This window comes from Fretibacterium sp., from assembly GCF_057312375.1.
This window is the reverse complement of record NZ_DBHLDX010000019.1, coordinates 6892-32309: the sequence shown is the minus strand read 5'-3', so window position 1 is coordinate 32309 and position 25418 is coordinate 6892. Positions and strand designations below refer to the sequence as shown.

At 65.0% G+C, this 25418-nt stretch carries 20 protein-coding genes; 10 read left to right on the top strand and 10 right to left on the bottom strand.

All coding sequences use genetic code 11. The features are described 5' to 3' along the window. The 3 genes from ACO41U_RS04745 to ACO41U_RS04735 form a co-directional block, all read right to left on the bottom strand. The coding region (locus tag ACO41U_RS04745) for a type II secretion system F family protein (RefSeq protein WP_485942005.1) at window positions 1–965 on the bottom strand (965 nt) is incomplete at its 3' end. 64 nt (window positions 966–1029) lie between these two features. Next, window positions 1030–2109 (bottom strand): type IV pilus twitching motility protein PilT, encoded by a 1080-nt coding sequence (locus ACO41U_RS04740; protein WP_485942003.1) that lies wholly within the window; start codon window positions 2107–2109, stop codon window positions 1030–1032. A 27-nt stretch (window positions 2110–2136) separates the two neighbouring features. Continuing rightward, complete coding sequence (locus ACO41U_RS04735; protein ID WP_485942001.1) at window positions 2137–4395, bottom strand: type II/IV secretion system protein; 2259 nt, start codon at window positions 4393–4395, stop codon at window positions 2137–2139. 347 nt (window positions 4396–4742) lie between these two features. Here ACO41U_RS04735 and hisS point away from each other — a divergent pair, with 347 nt between their 5' ends. Continuing rightward, window positions 4743–6002, top strand: a complete 1260-nt coding sequence (gene hisS / locus ACO41U_RS04730) for a histidine--tRNA ligase (RefSeq protein ID WP_485941999.1) — start codon at window positions 4743–4745, stop codon at window positions 6000–6002. A 63-nt stretch (window positions 6003–6065) separates the two neighbouring features. Here hisS and ACO41U_RS04725 read toward each other — a convergent pair whose 3' ends face one another. Both ACO41U_RS04725 and ACO41U_RS04720 read right to left on the bottom strand, forming a co-directional pair. After that, window positions 6066–7022, bottom strand: coding sequence for a cyclic di-GMP-binding domain-containing protein, MshE-related (locus tag ACO41U_RS04725; protein ID WP_485941997.1), 957 nt, complete (start codon window positions 7020–7022; stop codon window positions 6066–6068). Window positions 7023–7045: 23 nt separating this feature from the next. Next, a complete protein-coding gene (locus ACO41U_RS04720) occupies window positions 7046–8503 on the bottom strand; it encodes a leucyl aminopeptidase family protein (protein WP_485941995.1) in 1458 nt (485 codons plus the stop codon). A 355-nt stretch (window positions 8504–8858) separates the two neighbouring features. Here ACO41U_RS04720 and ACO41U_RS04715 point away from each other — a divergent pair, with 355 nt between their 5' ends. The 3 genes from ACO41U_RS04715 to ACO41U_RS04705 all read left to right on the top strand — a co-directional run bounded on the left by ACO41U_RS04715 (window position 8859) and on the right by ACO41U_RS04705 (window position 12588). Then, window positions 8859–10769 (top strand): S9 family peptidase, encoded by a 1911-nt coding sequence (locus ACO41U_RS04715; RefSeq protein ID WP_485941993.1) that lies wholly within the window; start codon window positions 8859–8861, stop codon window positions 10767–10769. Between the two features lie 224 nt (window positions 10770–10993). Then, on the top strand, window positions 10994–11659 hold the full coding sequence (locus ACO41U_RS04710) for a peptide-methionine (S)-S-oxide reductase (protein ID WP_485941991.1): 666 nt from the start codon (window positions 10994–10996) through the stop codon (window positions 11657–11659). Further along, on the top strand, window positions 11659–12588 hold the full coding sequence (locus tag ACO41U_RS04705; RefSeq protein ID WP_485941989.1) for a ketopantoate reductase family protein: 930 nt from the start codon (window positions 11659–11661) through the stop codon (window positions 12586–12588). The genes ACO41U_RS04710 and ACO41U_RS04705 overlap by 1 nt, the downstream gene beginning before the upstream one ends. 108 nt (window positions 12589–12696) lie before the next feature. Here ACO41U_RS04705 and ACO41U_RS04700 read toward each other — a convergent pair whose 3' ends face one another. Beyond that, on the bottom strand, window positions 12697–13650 hold the full coding sequence (locus ACO41U_RS04700; RefSeq protein WP_298777650.1) for a ribokinase: 954 nt from the start codon (window positions 13648–13650) through the stop codon (window positions 12697–12699). A gap of 366 nt (window positions 13651–14016) precedes the next feature. On the opposite strand from ACO41U_RS04700, the gene ACO41U_RS04695 reads away from it, so the two are divergent. From ACO41U_RS04695 to ACO41U_RS04675, 5 genes are all read left to right on the top strand, one after another. Continuing rightward, the gene (locus ACO41U_RS04695) at window positions 14017–15429 is read left to right on the top strand and encodes a hypothetical protein (RefSeq protein WP_485941987.1); all 1413 of its coding nucleotides are present in this window, start codon (window positions 14017–14019) and stop codon (window positions 15427–15429) included. A gap of 164 nt (window positions 15430–15593) precedes the next feature. After that, a complete protein-coding gene (locus ACO41U_RS04690; protein WP_485941985.1) occupies window positions 15594–16370 on the top strand; it encodes a hypothetical protein in 777 nt (258 codons plus the stop codon). A 346-nt stretch (window positions 16371–16716) separates the two neighbouring features. Then, entirely contained in the window at window positions 16717–18105 is a 1389-nt protein-coding gene (locus ACO41U_RS04685; RefSeq protein ID WP_485941984.1) for a serine hydrolase domain-containing protein, read from the top strand. 23 nt (window positions 18106–18128) lie between these two features. Beyond that, entirely contained in the window at window positions 18129–19226 is a 1098-nt protein-coding gene (locus ACO41U_RS04680) for a dipeptide epimerase (RefSeq protein WP_485941982.1), read from the top strand. A gap of 41 nt (window positions 19227–19267) precedes the next feature. Beyond that, the gene (locus ACO41U_RS04675) at window positions 19268–20446 is read left to right on the top strand and encodes a DUF819 family protein (protein ID WP_485941980.1); all 1179 of its coding nucleotides are present in this window, start codon (window positions 19268–19270) and stop codon (window positions 20444–20446) included. Window positions 20447–20713: 267 nt separating this feature from the next. Here ACO41U_RS04675 and ACO41U_RS04670 read toward each other — a convergent pair whose 3' ends face one another. Continuing rightward, window positions 20714–21484, bottom strand: coding sequence for an alpha/beta hydrolase (locus ACO41U_RS04670; protein WP_485941978.1), 771 nt, complete (start codon window positions 21482–21484; stop codon window positions 20714–20716). Window positions 21485–21523: 39 nt separating this feature from the next. After that, a complete protein-coding gene (locus tag ACO41U_RS04665) occupies window positions 21524–22849 on the bottom strand; it encodes a hypothetical protein (protein WP_485941976.1) in 1326 nt (441 codons plus the stop codon). Between the two features lie 247 nt (window positions 22850–23096). On the opposite strand from ACO41U_RS04665, the gene ACO41U_RS04660 reads away from it, so the two are divergent. After that, window positions 23097–24029: a hypothetical protein gene (locus tag ACO41U_RS04660; RefSeq protein ID WP_485941974.1), complete on the top strand. Its 933-nt coding sequence runs from the start codon at window positions 23097–23099 to the stop codon at window positions 24027–24029. 136 nt (window positions 24030–24165) lie between these two features. Here ACO41U_RS04660 and ACO41U_RS04655 read toward each other — a convergent pair whose 3' ends face one another. Further along, window positions 24166–24990, bottom strand: coding sequence for a family 1 encapsulin nanocompartment shell protein (locus tag ACO41U_RS04655; RefSeq protein ID WP_298779876.1), 825 nt, complete (start codon window positions 24988–24990; stop codon window positions 24166–24168). Between the two features lie 14 nt (window positions 24991–25004). Next, on the bottom strand, window positions 25005–25367 hold the full coding sequence (locus ACO41U_RS04650; RefSeq protein WP_298779879.1) for a demethoxyubiquinone hydroxylase family protein: 363 nt from the start codon (window positions 25365–25367) through the stop codon (window positions 25005–25007). Window positions 25368–25418 lie beyond the last annotated feature (51 nt).

The following is a 25418-nucleotide window of genomic DNA, read 5'->3' as shown; positions in this document are numbered from 1 at the left end:
TGCTTGGCGGAGGCCTGGAGGTCCGCAAAGCCCTGCCGGATCACCTCGTTGCCCGACGCGTTCTCCGCCATCTCAAGGCCCCGCAGGATGGGGACCCCCGCGGTGACGAGCGCCGCCAGCGTCTGGGTGGCTCGGGCCATGCCAGACTTGAACACCAGGCTCTTGATGATTGGCAACTTCAGCTTCAACCGGTCCATCATGGGCTTCGTGGTTTTGCTCCTCATCAGGAAGACCAGCACCCCGATGACGGCCAGCGTCCAGAGCACGATGCTCTGCCAGTGCGCAGTGCAGTACTCACCCACATCAAAGAGGACTTTGGTTAACATAGGCAGTTCAATGTTCAGCCCTTGGAAGACCTGCTGGAACTTGGGCAGGATGAAGGCGATGAACACCACCACCACGGACAGGGCAAAGAAGATGACGAAGCTGGGGTAGAACATGGCGGACCGGATTTTGCTCCGCAGCGCCGCCTGTTTCTCCAGGAGCCCCGCCACGCGCTCCAGCGAGTCGTCCAGGAGGCCGCCTTCCTCGCCCGCCTGAACGAGGGAAATCATCATGTTGTTGAAGACCGACGGGTGGGCCCTCATGGCCTGGCTCATGGGGATGCCGCGGTCCAGCCGCCCCTTCACGTCGATCAGCACGTCCTTGAAGATCATGTTCCGCTCCTGCTCTGCGATGATGTCGATGGCCATGGAGAGGGTCAGGCCCGCCTGGACCATCGTCGCCATCTGGCGGAAGAACACCATCTTCGTCTTGGCGGGCACCGTGCCGATGCGCTGCAGCTTCTCGAAGAACGACAGCCTGGCGCCCCCTACCTCCTTGCCCCCCGCTGCCGCAGCGTTCATGGAGAGCACCAGGAGCCCCTTCTCCCGCAGGGCTTGGATCGCAAGCCCCTGGTTCTCCGCCTCCATCTGCCCCTCTTGGATATTGCCGTCCGCGGCACGCACACGATACTTGAATTTCATCGTCTACCTCCCAAAGGTTTCAGAAAGGCCTGTCGGACCTCAAAGGGTGAGGTTAGCGGGGGCATCACATCGCCCCCTGCGTCATGACGCGCTGGAGCTCCTTGGGGTCGTAGGCGTAGGCCATCGCAGCGTCGCGGCTCAGGATGCCGTCGCCCACCAGGTCCGCCAGACACTGCTCCATCGTGTGCATGCCCGTAGCCGCCCCCGTCTGGATCGCCGTCCGGATCTGGCTCGTCTTGCCCTCGCGGATGCAGTTGCGGATACCGGGGTTCGCGATGAGGAGCTCCGTGGCGCAGATTCGGCCGCCGCCACCTCGTGGGATCAGCTGCTGGGAGCAGATGCCCACCAGGACCGACGCGAGCTGGATGCGGATCTGAGCCTGCTGGTGCGGGGGGAAGACGTCGATCAGTCGGTCCACGGACTGGGGAGCGTCCTGGGTGTGCAGCGTGCCCAGCACGAGGTGTCCCGTCTCCGCGGCGGTGATGGCCGCCTGGATCGTTTCGAGGTCGCGCAGCTCTCCAATGAGGATCACGTCGGGGTCCTGGCGCAGGACGTGCTTCAGGGCCTCGGCGAAGCTGAAGGTGTCGGAGCCTACCTCCCGCTGGTGGACCACACAGTTCTGTGACCGATGGACGTACTCGATGGGGTCCTCGATCGTGACGATGTGGTCGAAGCGCGTCCGGTTGATCTCGTCCACCAGGGCAGCCAGCGTGGTGCTCTTTCCGTGCCCCGTCGGCCCCGTCACCAGGAACAGCCCCCGGCGCCGGTGGGCGACTTCCTCCAGCTCCTGCGGCAGCGCCAACTCCTGGAGCGTCCGAATCCTCATGGGGATCAGTCGGAACGCCGCAGCGATGCCCCGCATCTCGCAGTAGCAGTTGCCGCGGAAACGCGCCTCCACGCCGTTCCCCACGTGGGAAAAGCTGAAGTCCAGCTCGTGGGTCTCCATGAACTTCTTGTACTGTTCGGGCGAGATCACCTCCAGCAGGGCGCGCTCGACCTCCTCAAAGGCCATGGGGGTTGTGTTCCTCACGGCACCCAACACGCCGTCAACGCGCATCATCGGCGCAACGCCAACCCCCAGGTGAAGGTCGCTCGCATCTCTCTCAATGACCAGATCCAGCAGGGATCTCAAAGTTACTTCCACCGATACCGCCTCCTGAGGCAATAGCCGTTATAGCGTGCTGGTCAAGACCTCTTCCAGCGAGGTGAACCCGGCCAGCGCGGCGTTGATGCCGGACTGGCGCAGCGTCTTCATGCCCTTCTCAATGGCCGCCTTGCGGAGGTCCAGGTTGCTGGCCCCCTCCAGGACCATACGGCGAAGGTCGTCGTCCAGCACCATGATCTCATAGATGCCGCGCCGCCCCTTGTAGCCGTTGCGGCACTCGTTGCAGCCCCTGGCCCTGAAGGCGTGGGTCCCCACCGGGACGTGCAGTTCCTCGCACGTCTTGGGCGCCAGTTCGTACTCCTCGCGGCACAGAGGACACAGCCGGCGCACCAGGCGCTGGGCGATGACCCCCGACAGCGACGCGGAAACCAAGAACGCCGCCACTCCCATGTCCACCATACGGGTGGCGGCGCTGGGGGCGTCGTTGGTGTGCAACGTCGAGAGCACGAAGTGTCCCGTCAGCGCCGCACGGATGGCGATCTGCGCCGTCTTCTGGTCGCGAATCTCTCCCACCATGACCTTGTCGGGGTCCTGGCGCAGGATGGACCGGAGGGCGGACTCGAAGGTCAACCCTGCCTTCTCGTTCACGAAGACCTGGTTGATCCCCGCGACGGAGAACTCCACGGGGTCCTCCACCGTGATGATGTTCACGTCCGGCTGGTTGATCCTTTGGAGCATGGAGTAGAGCGTCGTGGACTTTCCGCTTCCCGTGGGGCCCGTCACCAGCATGATGCCCCAGGGCATCTCGCAGAACATCTTGATCTTCTCCATGTCGTCCGGCTCCAACCCCAGGCGGTCCAGCCCCACATTGGAGCTCTCCTGATCCAGGATACGAAGGACGGCCTTCTCTCCGTTCATCGTCGGCAGGATGCTGGCACGGAGGTCGATGCGCCGCCCGTCGACGCGGATGAGGATGCGGCCGTCCTGAGGCTTGCGCCTCTCCGCGATGTCCATGCCGCTCATGATCTTGATGCGGGACGTCACGGAGGGGTGCAGGGACACGGGGTACTCGAAGGCGGTGTAGAGCTGTCCATCGACGCGGAACCGGACGCGGGCGCTCTTCTCATAGGCCTCCACGTGGATGTCCGAAGCCCCCTCCCGCACCGCCTGCTGAAGCAGGTTGCCGACCAGTTGGATGACGGGGGCGTCCTCCACGCTCGCTGCCACGTCCAGCTCCTTGTTGACTTCAGTGTCCGGGTCGATCTCAACGATGGCCTCCTCCAGGTTGTTCTGGAGGTTGTAGAGGCGGTCCAGGTTCTTGGCGATCTCCTCGTGGGTAGAGATGCCGATCTTGAGGTTGCGACCCGTCAGCATGCGGATCTCGTCCTGGGCCAGGAGGTCCAGGGGGTTCGACATGGTGACGAGGAGGAGGCCGTCGTCCACGATGGTCAGGGGGATCAGGTTCAGGCGTTCCGCCACGGCACGGGGCACCATCTTGATGGCCTCCGGCATAGGATGGTACCGCGTCAGCGAGAAGAGCGGCAGGCGCAGCTGGGTGGACAGGGCCTCGGCCAGGCGCGTGTCCGAGATGATCCCCTCGGAGATGAATATCTCTCCCAGCCTCTTTCCAGAGGCCTTCTGCAGCTGCAGCGCCTGAGCCAACTGTTCCTTCGTGATGGCCCCCGCCTGGATCAGGACGTCGCCCAACCTGGGTTGTTTCGTCTGGAGCGCCGCGGCGCTCGGCACAATGGCGGAGCCCACATCTTGGCCGGCCGCAGGCCCTCCCTGAGGCATCGATCCGACGCCCTGCTGGCCCTGGCTCGACCCCAGTGGAGCCTGCACACCGCCTTGGGGCGCCCCGGCCGCTGGGCTCCGTTGCATCTCGGGCGCTCTGCCCGCCATCAGAGCCTCGCGAATCTCCTGTGCCGGCGCCAGGGCAAAGCGTAGGGGAACGGGCAGCTTCGTCCTCAACATGTCCTGGGTGGCGACGTCCAGGGGGTCCGAGATCGCGATCAGGAGGACGGAGCCATGCTCCTGAAACTCCAGGGGGAAGACGTTGAACTTCTCCATCAGCTCCCGCGGGCACTCGTTCTGGGCCGCGATGTTCGCCATGTAGTCCGACACTTTCACCACAGGCAGCATGAACTGAAGGCCCAGCGCCTCCGTCAGCTGCCGGTCCGTCAGGAGCCCCAGCTCAACGAGGATCGCACCGATGCGCTTCTGAGGATTCTTCGTCTGCTCGTCCAGCGCGCGCTGCAAGGCCTCCGGCGCCACCCTGCGCGACCGCAGCAGTATCTCACCAATTTTCTTCCGAGTTGCCCCCATTGCGACGCTCCTTTGTATCACCGTTCAAGCACGCCCGACCGGCCCCTCCGTCAGAGGCCGCCACGCGAAATGTTTCAGCGTCCAACGTCATCCGCACATGCTGGAAGACGGTAAAAACACCCGCTGTTTTACCTCCCTTATTCTATCACGAATCGACGTGCATTCCGCACAATTCGCTCACGCCATCCCCGTCAGGATTATCGGCGCTCCGGACGGCACAAAACAGGGGGCCGCCCGCGCCCTTCGGGATGAAAAAAGGCGCGCCGTGAGGTATACTCTCAAGGACGCTGCGCGTCGCAAGCGAAAGGCGCGCGGACGAGATCGCTGCCGAATGGGAGATGAACGCTATGGAGATCAAAGCGCCGCGGGGAGTACGGGATATCCTGCCCGAGGAATCGTGGAAGTGGGCTTACGTCGTGAACACGGCGGCCGGAACGATGGCCGATTTTGGGTTCTCCGAGGTGCATCTGCCCCTTTTCGAGCAGACGGAGCTCTTCGCCCGCGGCGTCGGGGACACCACGGACATCGTGGAGAAGGAGATGTACACCTTCACCGACCGCGGCGGCAGGAGCCTCACCCTGCGCCCTGAGGGCACGGCCAGCATGGTGAGGGCCGCGGTGGAGAACGGGCTGTGCGCTCAGGGCGTCGCGGCAAAGCTGTGGTGCTGGGGCCCCATGTTCCGGTACGAGCGGCCCCAGAAGGGGCGTTACCGCCAGTTCTATCAGATCGACGCCGAGTACCTGGGGGCGGCCGGCCCGATGGCCGACGTGGAGACCATCGACCTCGCCGCGGAGATATTCCGCCGCCTGGGCATGAGGAATCTGGAGGTCGTCATCAACTCCGTGGGGTGCCCCAGGTGCCGCCCCGTCTACCGGGAGGCCCTGCTCCAGCACTTCCAGGCCCGACGGGGCGAGCTGTGCGAAACGTGCCTTGAGCGCATGGACCGGAACCCTCTGCGCATCCTGGACTGCAAGGAGCCGGGGTGCGGCGCCGTGGCCGACGAGGCCCCCGCCGTCTACGAGTCGCTGTGCGACGAGTGCCGCAGCCACTTCGAGGAGGTCCGTGCGGGGCTCGAGCGCCTGAACTTCCGCTACCGCCTGGACAAGCGGCTGGTGCGGGGCCTGGACTACTACACGAAGACGGCCTACGAGATTCTCTCGGGAGACCTGGGGGCTCAGAACGCCGTGTGCGGCGGCGGGCGCTACGACAACCTCTCCGAGGCCATCGGCGGCCCCCGTCTGCCCAGCGTCGGCTTCGCCTGCGGCCTCGACCGCATCGTCCTGGTGATGGAGCAGCAGGGCTGCACCTTCGGGCGCAGGCCTCAGGCCAGGGCCTACGTGGCGGCGCTGGACGAGGCTTCGCGGGGGGCGGCCCAGGTCCTGGCCCACGAGCTGCGGCGCGCGGGCGTCGCCGCGGAGCAGGACACGGCGAACCGAAGCTTCAAGGCGCAGATGAAGAACGCCGGCGCCTCCGGCGCGCGCTGGGCCTGCATCCTGGGGCCGGAGGAGCTGGCGCGAGGGTGTGCGGCGGTCAGGGACCTGGAGGAGGGCAGCCAGACGGAGGTACCCCTGGCTCAGGTGCCCGATTACATCCGGGACCACGAATAAAATGAAATAAGCCTCCCGAATGCGAAGGGGGACGCCTAGGCGTCCCCCTTCGCGTATCCTGCCCTATCGCTCACGGCTGTAGAAGCGGGGCAGATTCTGACGGATCGAATCCAGGGTGGCGACCCCGATCCGGATCCCGCAGTTCGCCGTCAGCTGCACCTCGTCCTGGGCCAGGAGGTCCAGCGGGTCAGCCATGGCAACCAACAATCGTCCGTCCTCCTCGATCCTCAGGGGCAGCAGGTTCAGCCGTGCGGCGACGCTCCGGGGGACCAGCAGGATCGCCGCGGGCTCCGGCTCCTCCGCCCCCAGGACGAGCAGGGGCAGTTTGAGCTGCTCCGACAGCGCCTCCGCCAGGCGGCTGCTCGTGATGAGGCCCTCGGAGAGCAGGATCTCACCCAGCTTCTTGCTCGACCTCGCCTGGATCGTGAGCGCCATGGTCAGCTGCTGCTGGGTGATGGCCCCGGCCCGCAGCAACACATTTCCCAGCATGGGGTGCCTGGCCCTCAGGGTGTCGATGCTCACGAGGACCGCGGAACTGGGGGAGGCGGGCTCGGGTTCGGGTTCAAGGGGAGGCTGATCGGGCACGGCCTCCGTCCTCAGCGCCTCCTGGATCTCCTCTTCCGGGGCAAGGGCAAAGCGGATGGGGAAAGATATCTTCGCCCGCAGGATGTTCTGGGTCACGACGTCCATGGGGTCCGAGATCGCCACCAAGAGGACGGAGTCGTGCTCTTGAAACTCCAGGGGAAAGGCCTTCAAGCTCTCCATGAGCTCCCGAGGGACCGCGTGCCGGGCGGCGACGTTGTCCGCATAGTTCGCCACCTTCACCACCGGCAGCATGAACTGACGCCCCAGGGCGCTGGTCAGCGCCTGCCCCGTGGTCCCGCCCATCTCGATGAGGATCGTGCCGAGGCGCTTCCCCGGGCTCTTGGTCTGCTCCTCCAGGGCGAGCTTCAACTCCTCCGGCGACACCAGCCTCATCTGCAACAAAATTTCGCCGAGCTTCCTTCGTTTAGCCTCCATCGTTCAGAATCCCCCACGTTTCCCTATCGGGCCTCCGCCGCGGCGACATCGCGCAGGTACTCGACGACTGTCGTCAGGGAATAGGCCGAAGCGCCCCTCGCGTAGACGCCGAACTCCCGGTCGTACCACCCCGTCGCGCCGATGTCGATGTGCGCCCAGGGCACCCCCGGCTTCACGAACTCTCGAAGGAACATGCCGCCCGCGATGGGTCCGCCTCCGTCGGGGGAGTACTGGCGAAGGTCGGCAAAGGTCCCCCTCAGCCCCTCGCGCAGGCGCTCGTCATCCATCGTGAAGCGGTGGAAGCGCTCCCCCGCCCGGCCCGCCGCCCGCAGCAGCGCCGCGGACAGGCCGTCGTCATCGCACACCAGGGCCGCCGTATACTTCCCCAGGGCGTCCTTGACCGAGCCGGTCAGCGTCGCGACATCGATCAGGGCGTCCGGCTCGAGGCGCGAGGCGAACGTCAGGACGTCCGCCAGCACGAGGCGCCCCTCGCAATCGGTGTCCTGAACCTCCACCGTCTTTCCGCTCATGGTCCGGACGATGTCGCCGGGCCGATAGGCCGCCCCGTCCGGCATGTTCTCCACCAGGGCCGCTATGCCATGAACCTCAATGGGCAGCCTAAGCTCTGCGGCGGCCCGCAGGACACCCATCATGACGCAGGCGCCGCTCTTGTCATACTTCATGGACTGCATCTCATCCGAACCCTTGATGCAGAGGCCTCCGCTGTCGAAGGTCACCCCCTTGCCCACGACGGCGACGCGCCGGACGGGAAGCCCCCCCGGCCGATACACCATGTGGACGAGCCGCGGCGGGTTGGCCGACCCCCGACCGACGGCCATCAGGCCGTTCATCCCGAAGCCCGCTATCTCCCACTCGTCGTAGAACTCGCAGGACAGCGTGACGCGCCCTGCAAGGCGGCGGGCCACGCTCACGAAGGCCTCCGGGGTCAGGACGTTGGCCGGCTCGTTGGCCAGGCTGCGGGCGAAGCTCAGGGCTTCGCCCACGATGCGCCCCCGCTCCAGCCCATCCTCGTCCCCTCCTATCAGCGCAAAGGAGGCCAGTTTCGCCCGCACCGCGCCCTGCGTCCTATACTTGATGAAGGCGCAGGCACCAGCGAGGGCGCCCTCTGCAGCGGCCTCGCTGGCCTGGGGGGACAGGGCGTCCGCGCCCTCCACTTCAAGCGCCAGGCAGGACAGGTCCGAGTCCAGCGCGAACCGGACGAACTCCGCCGTCAGGGTGCGCAGGGCCGCGTCGTCAAAGGCTTCCCCGGGGCCACCGTGTACCGTGTAGCGAAGGTGTCCTCCATCGGCCCCCGCCGCAACGATCTTTCCCCTCCGGTCCACCGCGCCGAACGCGATGCGCCCAACGGCCTGCACCTCGTCCGTCATCCTGTTCAGGAGCTTCGTCATCCTTGAAACGCCCTCCTCGCCGATCCGCTTCTTCGCCAGGGCCTGCCCCGCGCCGCATCGACCGGTCGCCATCTAAAAATATCCCGTAAAAATATCGGCTTGCTATGCTGTGTTATTCGACGTACCTTCGCCTTTTATATCGTATAGTAATCAGTTGAGTTGTCAAGATACTTAAGGTGCTCATCCCCTGGACAGAGAGGCTCAGGACCTAGACTATAAGAGTCTGAGAGCCTGCAACCCACAGGCCATATAGCGCGAGGTGTCGAACAAGAGGCCTGGAGGCGGAACCGTCTTTTTTCCGCATAACAGCGCATGGCGCGAAGGGCGTTTTGCGCTTAAATTGTACGTCGTAGCGGCAACGCCATCCCACAGCGCGCCCGTCGCGCCTCTTCGCCTTTATCTTACACCCTGGGAGGTTTTCATCACCATGAACGTGAAGTACCTTGGCGACCTTCTGACCCTTGGGGCGGCCTTGGGCCTCCTCCTGCCGTTCGCCGGAGCGGCGGAGGCCGGGGCAAAATCGGCCCCGCTCCTGCCCATGGAGGACTTCTTCCGCAACCCGGAGTCCGCAGCCTACGCCATCTCGCCCGACGGGCGGCGCCTGGCCTACGCGAAGCCCTGGAAGAGCCGCATGAACGTCTTCGTCCGCGACCTCGACAGCGAGGAGGAAAGGCGCGTCACCTCCGCCGAGGAGCGGGACGTGGGAGGGTTCTTCTGGAAGGGGAACGACCGCATCGTCTACGTGCAGGACCGGGGCGGCGACGAAAACTTCCACGTGTACATCACGAACGTCGAAGGGACCGCCTCCCGCGACCTCACGCCGTTCGAGAAGGTCCGCGCCGGGGTGCTGGACGACCTGGAGGACGACCCGCGCCACATGCTCATCAGCATGAACCAGCGGGACCCGGAGGTCTTCGACGTCTACCGCTGCGACCTGGACAGCGGCGAGCTCACGAAGCTGGCGGAGAACCCGGGCAGCGTGGTGGGCTGGATGACGGACCACGAGGGACGCCTCCGCGTCGCCGTCGAGACGGACGGCGTCAACACGAACCTGCTCTACCGGACCTCGGAGGACCAGGAGTTCCGCAAGCTCCTCACCACAAGCTTCAAGGACAGCTTCAGCCCCATCCTGTTCAGCTACGACAACCGGCTGCTCTACGTCGCCTCGAACCTCAGCCGTGACAAGGAGGCCATCTACACGTTCGACCCCGAGGCCAACAAGCTCCTGGACCTGGTCTACGAGAACGACGAGGTGGACGTGGGGGGGCTGATGCACTCCAAGAAGCGCAAGATCGTCACGGGCGTCCACTACACGACGGACAAGACCCAGTACCACTACTTTGACGAGGAGAGCCGGAAGCTCCGAGAGGCGCTGGAGGCCTTCTTCCCAGGCCACGAGGTGTCCGTCACGGACATGGACGACGAGGAACAGCGCTGCATCGTGCGCGTCTGGGGGGATCGCACGCGGGGCGCCTACTACTTCTACGACCGCACCAGCAACGCCCTCAAGAAGCTGGCGGACGTTTCCCCCTGGCTGCGCGAGGACGACATGTCCCCCATGACGCCCATCACCTACCGCTCCCGGGACGGGCTGACCATCCACGGCTACCTGACGATCCCCACGGGGGCCGCCTCCCGCGACCTGCCCCTCGTGGTCATCCCCCACGGAGGGCCCAGCGCGCGGGAGTACTGGGGCTTTGACGCCGAGGCGCAGTTCCTGGCCAACCGCGGGGCGGCCGTGCTTCAGGTGAACTTCCGGGGCTCCACGGGCTACGGCAAGAAGTTCTGGACCGCCGGCTTCAAGCAGTGGGGACGCGCCATGCAGGACGACGTGACGGACGGGGTGAAGTGGGCCGTGGACCAGGGCATCGCGGACCCGAAGCGCCTGGCCATCTACGGGGGAAGCTACGGCGGCTACGCCGCCCTGGCGGGCGCAACCTTCACACCGGACCTCTACGCCTGCGCAGTGAGCTACGTCGGCCCATCCAACCTCTTCACCCTCCTGGAGAGCATCCCCCCCTACTGGGAGCCCCTGCGCGCGATGGAGTACGAGGAGATCGGCGACCCCTCGAAGGACAAGGAGCTCCTCGAGGCGATCTCCCCCTTCTTCCACGCGGATCGCATCCGGATCCCGCTCATGGTCGCCCAGGGGGCCAACGATCCCAGGGTCAACAAGGCGGAGTCCGACCAGATCGTCGAGGCCGTCCGCAAAAACGGCCGGGAGGTCCTCTACATGGTGAAGGAGAACGAGGGGCACGGCTTCCACAACGAGGAGAACCGCTTCGACTTCTACCGGGCGCTGGAGGACTTCTTCCGAAAGCACCTGGGCCTGCGCTGACCCGAAGCGGGCGGTGGGCCTTTTTGCCGATCCTGCGCAGCGCAGGCGACCGGACAGGCGATCTTGACGATAGCCGAACGGGCCCGTCCGCACGATAATGAAGCGTAGCCCGCGCGCGGCGCGCGGGTCAGGACCTCGACGGAGGGCACACACCCTCCGTCGAGGCGTTCCGCCGGCGGAGGGAAGGCCCCTTGTCGCCGGCGATGCTCGGGGAGTGAAGGTCGATGCGGCCACTTTTATCAGCACCCTTATCAGAGAGGATACCTCCGATCGACGCCATGGCGCCGGCCCGCCTTGAGACGGCCCTGTTCGCCGCGGGCAGCTTTCAGGACACGGAGGCACGGTTCGGGTTCATCAGCGGGGTCTGGCGCACCAGCGTGGGCTACGCCGGGGGGACCTTCCCAAACCCCTGCTGCGGGAACGAGGGGGACCACCTGGAGGCCGTGGCGGTGGAGTACTCGCCGCAGACGGTCAGCTACGGCCAACTGCTGGAGCTCTTCATGTGCTGGTACTGCGCCGCGCCGTCGGAGCAGTGCGCGGCCATCTTCGTCAGGACGCCGCAGGAACGGCGCCTGGCCCAGGCGGCCATCGAGCGCGGGGCCCTCTGCCGCAGGGACCGCGCGGCGCCCCGCGTCCTCCCCTTCAAGGCCTTCATCCGCGCGGAGAACGCCTGCCAGAAACACTACCTCCGCCTCGCTGCACGCTTCTACGACGGCCTGGTAGCACTCTATGGCGGGGAGGAGGCGCTGCTCCGCTCCACGCTGGCCGCGCGCCTAAACGGGTTCCTGCTGAATCCCTCCGCGTCCGCCCTGCACTGTATGCCGGAGAGCCCGGACCTCTACGGGCTGAGCCCCCTCGACCTCCAGGCGCTGCAGGGGCTGGCCGTCTGATGCGCATCGCTATCATTGGCGCCGGGGGCGCGGGGGGACTGATAGGGGGGAGGCTGTCCGCCCTCCTGCACGACAGCACGGAGCACCAGGTCGTCCTCTGGTGCCGCGGCGCCGTCCTCGACAGCGTCCGTCGGAACGGCCTGAGGCTTCACTCCGGCAGCGGCGACCTGACGGCGCACCCCGCCACAGTCACCCACGACGCGGCGGAGGCGGGCCCGTGCGACGTCGTCATCTACGCCACCAAGGGCTACGACCTGGAGGCGGCCGCGGCCGAGACGGCCCCCCTGGTGCAGCCCGACACGCGGGTCATCCCCATCCTGAACGGCATCTCCGCCCCCGAAACCCTGGCCCGGCTCCTGCCGCCCTGCGACGTCCTGAGCGGGTGCGTCTACCTCTCCGCCCACGCGGAGGCTCCGGGGGTCATCCGGCAGACGGGGGCCGTCCAACGCTTCCTCTTCGGCCACCCAGGGCTTGGAGAGGCCGAGAACCGGATGCGCTATGCGGACGTCGAGCGCCTGCTGAAACGGGCCGGCCTGCAGGTGACGCTGACGGAGCTCATCGACGTGGAGGTCTGGGCCAAGTTCCTGTTCCTGTCCCCCATGGCTGCGCTGACGGCGCTCCACGGCAGGAGCATGGGCGGAATCCTGGAGGACGACGGGGCCCGCGAGCAGCTCACCGCCATGATCTGCGAGGCGGAGGACCTGGCCCGCGCCGCGGGCGTCCGCCTGCCGGAGAACGTCGTCAACATCACCCTTGAGAGGTGCCGTCTGTTCCCCAGCGAGGCACGGACCTCCATGCAGCTGGACCGGGAGCAGGGGCGGCCCATGGAGCTGGAAACCCTCGTCGGCTGCGTCTGCCAGCAGGGGCGAAAGCTGAAGGTCCCCACGCCGACCTACGACCGGGTCTATTCAGAGCTGAAAACCCAATAAAAAGCACAAAAAAGCAGAGGGGCCTTCCAAAGCCCCTCTGCAAAGTCTAAAGTGCGGAACGCTGTCGGAGCGTCCCGTAAAACCGGCCGCGAGGGTGCCTCCGCGGCCTCATCCTGCATAGTCCCCCTCCGTCTCGTCCAGAAGGGCCTCCACCTCGTGGCGCCAGGGCAGCGAAGGGTGCGCCCCGATGCGCGTGCAGGCCAGCGCCCCGGCCGCGGAGGCGAAGCGGGCGGCGCGCTCCATGGTCATCCCCTCCGCCAGCGCCACGCAGAGGGCCGCGCAGAAGGCGTCCCTGGCCCCCGTGTTGTCCACCACGTGCACCTTGAAGGGGTCGAAGGCGAAGGGTTGCGCGCCCCGGCTGAACACCTGCCCGCCGCGGGCGCTCCGGGTCACCACGACATCCTGCACACCCCGGTCCAGCATCTGGTTCGCCATTTTGCAGACCTCCTCGTCGGACTGCAGGTCCGAGGGGGACGCATTTCCCGTCACGTAAACGTCGAGGGCCTTCTGGTTCAGGACGAGGCAGTCGGTGCACTCCCAGGCCTCCGTCGGCAGCGGAAAGGGCGGCTCCGCGGAGAGGAAGGTCCGGCATCCCGCGTCGTGGGCCAGGCGCAGGCCCGCCGCCACGGTCTCCGGCGGGACCTCCATCTGAAAGAGGGCCGCGTCCGAGCGCCGAAAGAGGTCCGAAGCCCGCTGCATGGCCGTCGCGTCCAGCGTGGCGTTGGCCCCTCGGGAGAGCACGATGGAGCTCTCCCCGTCGTCGGTCACGGTGATGACGGCGACGCCCGTCACGGCGTCCTGGTGGACCTCGACGCGGTCGCAGTTGACCCCGCTCTGGTCCAGGACGGTCCGAAGCCGCCTGCCGAAGTCGTCGTCCCCGACGGCCCCTACCATGAACGCCTCCGCGTCCAGCCTGGCCGCCGCCAGCGCCTGATTGGACCCCTTCCCTCCGCCCGTCATGCCGAAGGCCCCGCCCAAGATCGTTTCTCCCCTCCGGGGACGGCGCGGCGCGCGGATGACCAGGTCCATATTCAAAGAGCCAACGACGGTTACAGCAGCCACAGGGCCCACTTCCTTATCCTGTAAAATTTTTGCAGCGGCCTTGCCGATGAGGCCCCTCAGAATCCCCGATCCCCCTGGGAGATGGGGGTAGCAAAGAAGACAAAACGGTGATTTCTTAATTTTATTATGATACCATATCCATAAAAGAGGAAACGCGTGGGGACGCGGAGGTTCGCCTCCGTCAATCTGCAGGGAGCTTCCGCCCGAAAGGACCGTTCGCCGGCGGCCCCAAGCGATCCTAAAAAAAGAGCACGAGGTGAACGTTATGACCTTTCAGCTTCCCAAACATTGCGCGCCGGAGCGGCGCTGTGGCCTCCCCACCGCGTCCAGCATGACGGAAGGGCCCAACGGCGCGGAGGCCCGATCGTGATCCTCCCCCGCCTGATCCTTGCGGACGAGGCGACGGCCGGGCGGGTCCCCGCTTCGCTGCCCCTGATCCAGGCCATGCGCAGCAAGCTGGGGCAGGTCAACGTCTTCTTCTGCAACCGCAGCGAAGAGGAAATCCGCCTCATGCAGCTCCTGAGCGATGCCCCGGTGACCTGCCTCGACCTCTATACCATGGGCAGCCCCCGCGCCCTGAAGACCCTCTTTCAGCGGAGCTCCGCCGAGAACGCCCTGAACATCATTTCCATGCCTCTGGGCGCTACGCTGGACGAGAAGACCTTTCAGCTCTACCCGAACGTCGCGGACCTCTTAAAGGTCCTGGATTGCGGGGTGGTGCCCGTCATGGCGGCGTCCATGGCGTCCGCCGTGAGCGCCGCACTGGCGGCCGACGCCATGGACGCCCTCAACGAGGCTGCCCCGGGCAGGACAGTGGGCATCCTCTTCAGCTCCGTCAACAACCCGCGAGAGTTCCAGGTGCTGGAGAAAAACCTGTACCGCAGGACGCCGGCCCTGACCCTGGGGTTCATGCCCCGCGCCCTGGACTGCACCATGCCCTCCATGCAGGCGATGAGCGGCGGGAACCCCTCGATGAAGCTCATCTCCCCCAAGAGCGCGGCGCTGCAACTGGCCGGATCGCACCGCCAGGTCGAGTGGGACATCCTGAAGGGGCTGGCCAGCCTGGACGCGGAGTGGTCGCCGCCCGAGCCCTATTTCTTTCAGAAAAAGCGCCTGAACGTCGCCGTCATGGGGCGCCACGCCTCCCTGGAGGGCGACGGCAACCTGGAGCTCTTCCGCATGATAGGCTGCAACGTCTACGACTGGGATCACAGGAAGGACGAGTTCCCCATCAGCGCGGACGTCCTCTATTTTCCCCACACGATCAACGAGCCCTACATCGAGGAGCTCCTGTCCGACACCAGGTTTCGGGCCGGCGTCACCGCAAGCTACAAGGGCAACAAGCTGATCCTGGCAATGGGGGCCTCCTCCCTGCTCTTCGGCGAGTTCTACTGCACCACCAGCCAGAAGAAGATCGAGGGGCTGCGGATCTTCCCCTACGGAGGCCTGTCGAGCCGCGGCACCCACGTCCGCCCCCAGAAACGGCGCCGCATCGAGGCCCGAGGGATCCAGGACACCTGCTTCACCGGGACGAACGAGAAGGTGCGCGGCACCGTCGCATCGGGCTTCACCATCGCCAACCCGGGCAACCTGGCGGCCCCGGCCCTCTCCTTCCGCGACATGAAGAGCGACGTCGACATGGGGCTCTCCGGCTGGACGAACAGCTCCTGCTTCGTCACGGACCTGAAGCTGGACCTCTGGAGCGCGCCGGAGGCGGTGAACCGCTGGCTGGGCCTGAGGCACAGGGGTGGGCTGAAGCGGCCGGAAAAATCGCTGTAGCGCACAGGGCGCAAGGGCGCGGCGAAACGACGAGTGGACGCGAGAAGGATGGGAAAACCCGTCCTTCCCGCGTCCGCTCGCGTGCTATAGAATAAAGAAAATTGCGGGTGTTGGCTCGATCATCATCATCCAAAAACTGCCCGCACGAGGGAGGAAGACACATCATGATGAGAAAATTTTTCCCCGCTTTGGCTGCGCTTCTCCTTTTTGCGGCCCTCACGACCGTTGCCGGCGCTGAGGCCGCCGAGCAGAGGGCCTTTGCCCTGAAGGACCCCGTAACGCTCTACGCAAAGCCCGATGAGAGCGCGAAGTCCTGGGAGGTCAGCCTCCCCGACGAGGGCGTCAAGGTTCCGAGCGCCATTCGGGACAAGGACGACGCGCTGTGGTACAAGGTCACGGTGGACGGGCGGACCGGCTGGCTCTTCAACGAGGGCATCCGCCTCCTGATGGGCGGAAAGAGCCGCGTTGCGGAGAGCGTCTACAAGCGCTGCGCCGGCGTGCGCAGCCGCGTCATGAAGAAGCCGGGCAACGCGTGGCAGGAGGGCGCGACCACCGATGAAACCGACGGGACCCTCGTCACCTACACGACGGAGGGCGGCGCCTTCCAGGCACTGAAGACCGGGGACGGGGTCGAGGACGTCTACTTCTGCGCGAACGGCTCCGAGGCCTGCAAGACCTTCCTGGGGTTCGACCCCATCAAAATGCACAAGGACAAGCTCCGCGCCAAGGTCGGGACCCCGACGGTGCGGGAGACGCCGGACGGCGAGCGCGACGTCAGCATCCTCTCCTACGAGCTGGGGAACCGCAAGATGACCATGGCGTTCCACCTGCGCAACGACCACGTGGAGTGGTTCGAGCTCTACCGGGGGCGCACTGGGGAAGCTTCTGAAGGCTGGAGCTCCGAAGCGATCCAGGCCCGCGAGGAGGCCCGGGGAAACTAAAACCCGAAACGCGCCTTCCCAAGAGATCGGGGCCGGCCCTTACTAAAGGCCGGCCCCGATCTTCGCGTCCTTCCCTCAGCCTGCAGTGCCGCTCTCGTCCATGCCCTCGCCTCCGGCTTTCAGGACGTCATCATTATACCGACTTGTCAACGTCAGGTTACATGGTTCTCCGCTATGTCACTGTGCTGAAAACAGGGAAGACAAAGCGACAGCGTGATATAATAGCAAAGGTCTGACGGCGGGGCCCGAAGCGCTCCGCCGGGAAGCGACAAGGCAGGCCGCGGCCGGCTCGGGCAGCCTCCCCTGCGGCGCGCCGAAACCCTCATCTAAGGAGTGTTTCTTCACCATGAGCAAGTACTTATTAGCGGTTCTTGCGGTCGTCCTGGCCGGGACGGTCGGAGGGGGATTTCCCGCCTTCGCCGCGCCCCTCGACGCGGCGAGGTCGGCGGGGCTCGACGCCGCGCTGGACGCCATGATCGGCTCGGAGGGGACCTGCGTCCCCGGCCTCGGCGTGATCGTCTACAAGGACGGGGCCAAAGCCTACAGCAAATTCCTCGGACGCCGCCACATCGACGCGCAGGACCCCTCGCTGGACCGCCCGTTTACGGAGGACTCCCGCTTCCGGGTCGCATCGGTCTCCAAACAGTTCACGGCCCTGGCCGTCCTGCAGTTGACGGAGCGGGGGAAGCTGGACCTGGACGCGGACGTCAGCCAGTACCTGGGCTTCAGCCTGAGGAATCCCCACTTCCCGGACACGCCCATCACCCTTCGGATGCTCCTCTCCCACACCTCATCCATCCGCGACGGAAGGGCCTACGCCATCCCGCCGCAGTACGGCGTGAAGGAGTTCTTCACCGCCGACGGAAAGTTCTACGAGGAGGGCGCGCACTTCGCCCCCGCCGAGGAGGCGCCCGGCAAGTACTTCAGGTACTCCAACCTGAACTACGGCCTTCTGGGGACGATCGTCGAGGCCGTCACGGGAGAGCGCTTCGACCGATACATGAGGTCCCACCTCCTGGCGCAGCTCGACATCAAGGGCAGCTTCAACCCTGGAGACTTCACGAAGGAGGAGCTCGCCCTGCTGGGCAGCATCTACCAGAAGCAGAAAGACGGCCAATGGGACGAGAAGGGGCCGTGGGTGGCACAGATCGACGACTACAGCGACAAGGCGCCGGATCGGGACACAGTCGCCGTCAACAACCCGGACATCCGCGAGACCGACTCCTGGTACGGGCTCGCGGACTACAAGCCCGGCACGAACGCCACGGTCTTCTCCCCTCAGGGCGGGCTGCGGGTCTCCTGCGCCGAGCTGGAACACCTGCTGCAACTGTACCTGAACGACGGCGTCTACAACGGCGTGCAAATCGTGAGGAAGGACCTGCTGGACGAGATGTTCCGGATCCAGTGGCAGTTCGACCCGGACCATCCCAACGGGAACACTTACGGCGGGTCCATCGAGGCCTACTGCCTCGGCGTGTATCCCCTGCTCGGCACCGGGCGCTCCCGTCCCGCAAAGGACCTTGACGTCAACCTCAAGGGGCACCTGGGAGAGGCCTACGGCCTGCTCTCCGGCGTCATGGTTCGGACGGGGACCAAAGACGGATTCATCTACATCATGAACGGCGAGGCCGTGGCCGAGGACGACGACCCCCGTTCCGAGGGCACGTTCAGCGGCAACTACATCTGGGAGGAGACGATGATGAACGCCATCTGCTCCAACGCCTTTGCCGATTAGGGCCAACTCAGGGAGGAAAAGTCATGCGCATCACAAGGGTTCGGTTGGGACGAATATCCGTCCCCCTGCGGGTTCCGTTCAAGACGGCACTCCGCAGCGTAGACAGCGTCGAGGACGTCGTGGTGGAGGTCCACACCGACGCAGGGGCGATCGGCTACGGTGAGGCGCCCCCCACGGGCGTCATCACGGGCGACACGACAGGAGCCATCGTCGGAGCCATTCAGGACCACATCGGGAAGGCCATCCTGGACCGCGACGTGGACGACCTGGAGGACCTGCTGCAACGGGTTCAGCGGAGCATCGTCCACAACACGAGCGCCAAGGCGGCCGTCGATATGGCGCTGTGGGACCTGTACGGGCAGCTCCACAAAATCCCCGTCTACAAGCTCCTGGGCGGCGCGCGACATCGCATCGTCACCGACATCACCATCAGCGTCAACCCGCCGGAGGAGATGGCGCGGGACGCGCGGGACGCCATTGGGCGCGGGTACGACTGCCTCAAGGTGAAGGTGGGCGCGAACCCGACCCTCGACGTGGAGCGGCTGTCCGCCGTGCGGCGCGCGGTCGGGGACGGAGTGTGCATCCGCATCGACGCGAACCAGGCATGGCGCCCCAGAGAGGCCGTCCGCATCCTCAACGAGATGCAGGAGAAGGGACTCGCCATCGAGTTTGTGGAGCAGCCGGTGAAGGCACAGGACATCGACGGCCTGAGGTACGTCACGGAGCACAGCGACGTGCCCGTGCTGGCGGATGAGAGCGTGTTCTCCCCTGAGGACGCGCTGAGGATCATGCAGACGAAGGCGGCCGACCTGATCAACATCAAGCTGATGAAGTGCGGCGGGCTGACGAACGCCCTGAAGATCGCCTCCGCGGCCGAGGTCTATGGCGTGGAGTGCATGATCGGCTGTATGCTGGAGGCGAAGATCTCCGTCAACGCGGCGGTGGAGCTGGCCTGCGCCAAAAGGATCATCACGAAGGTGGACCTGGACGGCCCCGTGCTTTGCAGTGAGGACCCCATCCTGGGCGGCGCCGTCTTCCGCGAGAAGGAGATCACCGTCTCCGACGAACCCGGCCTCGGGATCAAGGGCGTCGAGGCCGGACGCATCGCCTACATCGATTGATCGACCCATTCTGAACCCACATACCGAAAGGAGAAGGAAACATGGTCATCACAAACGGTTTCACCTACATCGCGTTCCTGATGTTCGTCGCAGGCGGCCTGCTGGCCCTGGAGAAGTACGCCAAGTGGAAGGTCTTCAACGTGGTCCCTCCGCTGGTCTGGATCTACGTGCTGAACATGATCTTCTGCACGGTGGGGCTCTTCGAATCGGAGGCGTGCAAGACGGCCTACAGCGCCCTGAAGAACAACCTGCTGTACGCCATGATCTTCGTCATGCTGCTGCGCTGCGACTTCAGGAAGCTGGCGCGGCTGAGCGGGCGGCTGATCGCCATCTTCCTGGGATGCTCCGTAACGCTGGCCGTGGGCTTCATCGTCCTCTATCCGGTCTTCAAGGGCTTCTTGGGCGCGGACACCTGGGGTGCGGTGGCGGCCCTCTACGCCTCGTGGGTCGGCGGTTCGGCCAACATGGCGGCGATGCAGGCGGCCCTGCCCGTGGACGCCGGAGCCTACTCCTGCGCCCTGGCGCTCGACACGGTCTGCTACTCCCTGTGGATCGCCCTTCTGCTCCTGGCCGTCCGCTACTCGTCCAGGTGGAACGCGGCCACCAGGGCGGACACCTCCAAGCTGGACGCCCTGGCCGACACCGCCAACGCGCAGGTGGCCGCAGAGAAGAAGCTGGCGACGGGATCGGATTGGATATTCCTCGTCGGCCTCTCCCTGGCCGTTTCCGCGGTTTCCCAGTGGATCGGCGCCGAGGCGAACTCTGCGCTTAAGGGCGCCGGGTTCGCCATGTTCGACAAGGGCACCTGCACCACGCTGTTCGTCACCGTCCTGGGCCTCGTCTGCGCCATGACGCCGCTTGGCAAGCTGCCCGCCGTGGAGGAGCTCTCCAACATCTACCTCTACGCCGTGGTCTCCCTGCTGGCCTCCACCGCCACCATCGTGGACCTGGTGGCCGCGCCCATGTGGGTCGTCTACGGGCTCCTGATCCTGGCGATCCACGTCGCCCTCATGTTCTTCCTCTCCAAAATCTTCCACTGGGACCTCTGCATGGTCTCCACGGCCTCCCTGGCCAACATCGGCGGCGCGGCTTCCGCGCCCATCGTGGCCACGGCCTACAACCAGAACTACGCGGGCATCGGCGTCCTCATGGGCGTCCTGGGCGCCGCCATCGGAAACTTCGCAGGGCTCGCCATGGGGGCGATCCTGAAGGCCTTCTGAGCCAAAAGCAGACTTTCTCTGCCCCCCGGCCCCAAAGGCAACGCCCGGCCCCTCTCAGGGGCCGGGCGTTGCCTTAACCGCTAAACAGAGGGATTGGAAGAATTTTTTCACTTCGCGCCCGCACCTTTTATATGAACCATACGGGCATTTGGAGAACGTTTTCCCTCAACATTATAAGGAGATCGGCAAATCTGGGATCATAATCCGGATTTGCCATCATCGTATCGTTCACGTTCGTTCGGGCAGAAACTCCGCGTTTTTTTCAACCTATTCGTTGTGCTTGACCTGACAATCCAGCCATTGACGCAAACAGTCCATTTGCTGCGGCGTATGAAACCAATGCTCACCGTTTTTCATAACGCTCACGGCACCATTGAATTTTTGTGCAAAATGTTGAACTGTGTCAAAGGGGACCAAATCATCGTTTTCTGCATACAGTATCGAGGTTGGCGTTTCCCATTTAACGATCGGATGGTCTAAAACATAAGTCCAATATTCCCAAGAAAGCGCCTCTCCAAAAGAAGTGGGAACGCTGCGCTCCCGCTTCAGGCGCTCCTCCGAAACGCCTGCCCGAAGCATCCGGTTCGCCATCAGGTGTTTCATATCAAGAACGGGAGAAACGAAAAGACAACGCTTAAACGTTTCACCAGAAAAGCTCAACAGGCTAAACCACGCCCCTATGCTGCTGGCAAATAGAGCGATTTCCGTCCATCGCTCTTTTATGTAAGACAAAATGTGAGATAACTCTGGCACAACGTGCCACGGGGCAAAAGCACTACCTCCACGTTTCCTATCCCCATGTTCAGGCAAGTCAAAACCAATCACCTGCCAGCCACGACGACAGGCAACAGAAGCTAAAAGCTCGGCTTCCTCTTTGTTTCCACCCTGCCCGTGAACGCAAACGTATATTTTGTCGGAATGGCTTCCCCAAAGGATCGCAGGGACGCCAGAAATTTTATCCGCGCGTTTTTCTACGTCCATTTCCAAGTCCTCCACGACGCCAATTGACGACAGGCCCAGGGGCGTCGTCAGCGGCAATGCCCGGCCCCCTTCAGGGGGGCCAGGCATCTTCCGACCTCAGCGAGGCAGGAGGGGGCGAAACAGCTCCTCCGCGTCGAAGGGAACGGACATCCGCGTGTGACGAAACTTCCCGCCGCCGAGCAGTTCAGGCAGGACCTCGTCCTGCGCCAGCTCGATCTCAAAGCGTCCCCGGCCCCCGTAGACGTCCTGAAGCGCGTCGTGCACTGCCCCTCTGGCCCCCCGCACGTCCCCAGGAGCAAAGAGCGCCCGGATGTGGTAGGCGTCGCGCCCCGTCTGCGCCAGGCGGTAGTCCCGCAGGCGCGGGATGAGGGCGAGCCGCGCATCCAGCGTCCCGGTCGTGACCAGCCGACCGCCCAGCGTGAAGGTCACGTCGGCGAGGCGCCCCTCCACGGCCTCGGCAACCATGCCCTCACCGCTCCCTCCGCCGGACCCCAGCCGCAGGAGGTCCCCCATGTCGAAGCGCAGAACGCAGTTCCACGGGCTGCCGAACGTCGTGACGAACGCCCGCCCCAGCTCCGGCCCGCCGAAAGGTTCCTTCAGGGGCTGAAAGTCGATGCGGCAGAACTCCGCGTTCTGGTGCAGGAGCCCGTCCCGCCCCTGCATCATCACGAGGCCCGCCTCCAGGCTCCCGTAGGCGCTGAAGAGGGGACAGTCGAAGACCTGGCGGATCGCATCGAGGTAAAAGGGGGCGGGCAGCTCATGGGCGAGGACCACGGCGTCGGGCGACGCCAGGGAGACGTTCGCATCCGACGCCCACCACGCGAGGCGCGCCAGAAACGCGGGGTCGGCCTCCAGGATGGCGGGGCGGAAGTCGTTCAGCTCCTTCGCCATGCGCCGCAGGAGGTGCGGCGTCCACTGCACCGTGCTGAGCCTCTCGTTCAGGTGGAGGACGCCCCCCAGGAGGCGCCCTTCCAGGGGAAGGTCCTCTTGAGAAACGAGGCCTGCGCTTCGGGAGCTGACCAACACGGCCCGCTGCCCGCCCCCATTCAGCCCCGCGAGCGCCCACCCCGCAGCCCTGGAGCGCTCCTGCCAATCCCGATCCACGACGTGCAGCGTTTCCCCCTCCGGCCCCCAGTCCACCCTGAGGGCGATGGCGTCGCTCTCGAGGCCGTCCTTCACCTGCCGGTCCATGGGCATCAGGGGCATCCGCCCCCTCTCAAGGATGGGCCCGGCACGGAGGTCCGATCTTCGCAGCGCGGGGAGCGCGTCAAACCGTTCGTCGAGGGGCGCGTTGCCGTCGGGCCTCAGGCCACGCTCCTCCCACTCCATGTAGAGGGGCACGCGGTCGAAGGCCTCAAAGAGCCTCGCCTCGCACCGCCTGAAGAACTCCGCAGAATAGTAAAAACGATTCGCTAGGATCACGTTTCATCACCTCCAGGAACAAAACCAGTGTACCACAAAGGCGGGCGCCGTCCATCCGCCGACGACAGGGGCCGTGCCGTCGCTTTTGCAGCAACGCGGGCGTTCCTCCAGCCCCTCGTTGCATCCCATCCTGGGGTCGCCGCGCCTGACGTACAAACGGGCGCGAAAATCATATATAATAGGGGCCTGAGCGGGGCGCGACAGCTCCGGGCCGGAGACCAGTTGCGACAGAATCGAGAGGAAGATCATGGACGGCATCAACGTTGAAATTCAATCCTTTTTTGAGAACATGGGCGAGATCATGTACATCTCCGACCCCAACACCTACGACCTCGTCTACTTGAATCGGGCGGGGCGCGAGGCGCTGGGCGTGCCCTCGCTGGACGACCTCAGGGGAAAGAAGTGCTACGAGGTCCTCCACAAGGTGAAATCTCCCTGCTCCATGTGCACCAACGCTCTCCTCAGGCCGGGGCGGTTCTTTGAGTGGACGTACTTCAACTCCAACCTGGGCAGGCACTATTCGCTGAAGGACACGCTGATCCAGCACGGAGGAAGGCTCCTGCGGGCCGAGTTGGCCGTGAACATCGACGTCGAGGAGAAGCAGCGCGAGGTCCTCTCGAAGATGATGTCCAACGAAACGATCATCAACCAAGCCCTTGAGCTGGCGTTGAACGAGGACAACCCGGAGCGGTCCATCAACGTCCTGCTGCGATACCTGGGTGAACACCTCGATGCGGATCGTACCTACATCTTCGAAACCCTCCCGGACGGCGCATCCAGCAACACCTACGAGTGGTGCGCGGACCGCGTGTCCCCTCAGATACAGCACCTCCAGGACCTTTCCAGCGACGTCCTCAAGCCATGGTACGAGGAGTTCGACCGGCACAACAACATCCTGATCTACGACATGGAGGACTACAGGGGGGTCTGCCCTACCATGTACGCTCTCCTTCAGCCCCAGGGGATTCAGACCCTGGCGGTGGCCCCTCTCTTCCTCAACAATCGGCGCATCGGTTTCTACGGCGTGGACAACCCGCCCTACAGGAACCTGGAGAACATCTCCACCATGTACACGATCCTGGGGCGCTTCATCGCCTCGCTCCTGCGCCATCGGGACAACATGAGGCAACTTGAGGCTCGTACCCGCGTCGGCGGAAAGCCCGATGACGCCGGGGAGTAGAGCGGGATTGGCTTCCCCGTCAAACAGTCAAAAAATTAAAAAGGGGGCGAAACCCGAAAGTCCGGGACGCCCTCTTTGTTTCACTGCTTCACTTCCGACAAACAGCCCCCGGCAGCCCGAAGGGCTGAAAGGGAAGCTACTGCGCTGAGTGGTAGACGACCACCGCGTCCGGGCTCTTGATGCGCGGACAGGCCGTTTCCAGGATGCGGAAGCGGTGGTTGAGGTCCAACTGCTCCGCGTAGGCCGTGCAGATGTCCTGCCCCACCACGAGGTCCATGTACTGCGGCTGCGGGCAGAGCAACAGGGCCGTGCCCGGCTGGAGCACCGGGGTCTGGAACAGGCGCCCCTCCAGCAGGCTGCGTATCCTTTCGATCTCCGTCAGCCCCGTTCCCGGCTGGATGCGATGGAGCTGCACGAACAGGTCCTGGCTGAGGACCAGGGTGATGCGGCCAATCCGTCCCTTCTGCTGCAGCACGGCCATGCCGGCCGCGATGTCCGTGAAGGACGACTCGCCGGCGCTCCAATCCCCTCGGTCGAGGACGTTGGTCCCGCCGACCGTGAGCAGGCCCTTGATGCCCAACCGCTTGACGCCGTAGAAGACCATCTGGTCCTCTCGCCGGCACAGGGCCTGAGCCGCCATGTGTGCGGCGTGAAGATCGACGGGCAGCCCCTCGCGCTTCGCGGCCTCCACGTCCCGCCACAGTATCCAGAAGTCCTCCGTCAGCTGGGGAAGCTCCACGTAGGCGCGCCCCTCCGCGAAGGTAAAACCGTCCTCCGTCCTCTCCGTGCGGGCGGGACGGTCCACGGGCGCCACCTGAACCCCCGCGCCCAGCGGGCCGCACAGCGGCAGAAAACGACGGGCCGTCAAAAGTCCCTTGGCCGTTTCCACCACCGTTTGGTCCAGCGCACTCCAAAACTCCTCGTCAAGGGGGGACGCGCTGCGTCCCAGAACATCATCCATCAGCGACGCCTCCCTCACTTCGAGATCAGGCTGCCGACGGTGGTGTTCCGCCCGTCGGAGGCTCCGTCAGCCGGCGCGATGCCCAACTCCTGCATCGTCTCCAGGACCTCGCCCTCGCCGCCGGCAAGGGACTCCGACCAGTTGGGGTCAAGGCGGCTCAAGAGGGTCGTCAACTCGCCGACGTGGGCCTTTTCCTCGTCGCGAATCTCCATCAGCACCTTGCGCGCCAGGGGCTCGTCCGTGGCCTGGGCGTGGGCGTCGTAGAGGAAGATCGCCTCAAGCTCGCCCGCAATGTCGATGCGCAGGGCCTGAACCAGCTCCTCCCTGCTCATCTTGCGCTCGACGTTTCCGGCAAAGGGATCGGGAAAATTTGGCATCAGTACAACACTCCATTTCCAATAAAATTTATCCTCACTACTCCAGCAGGC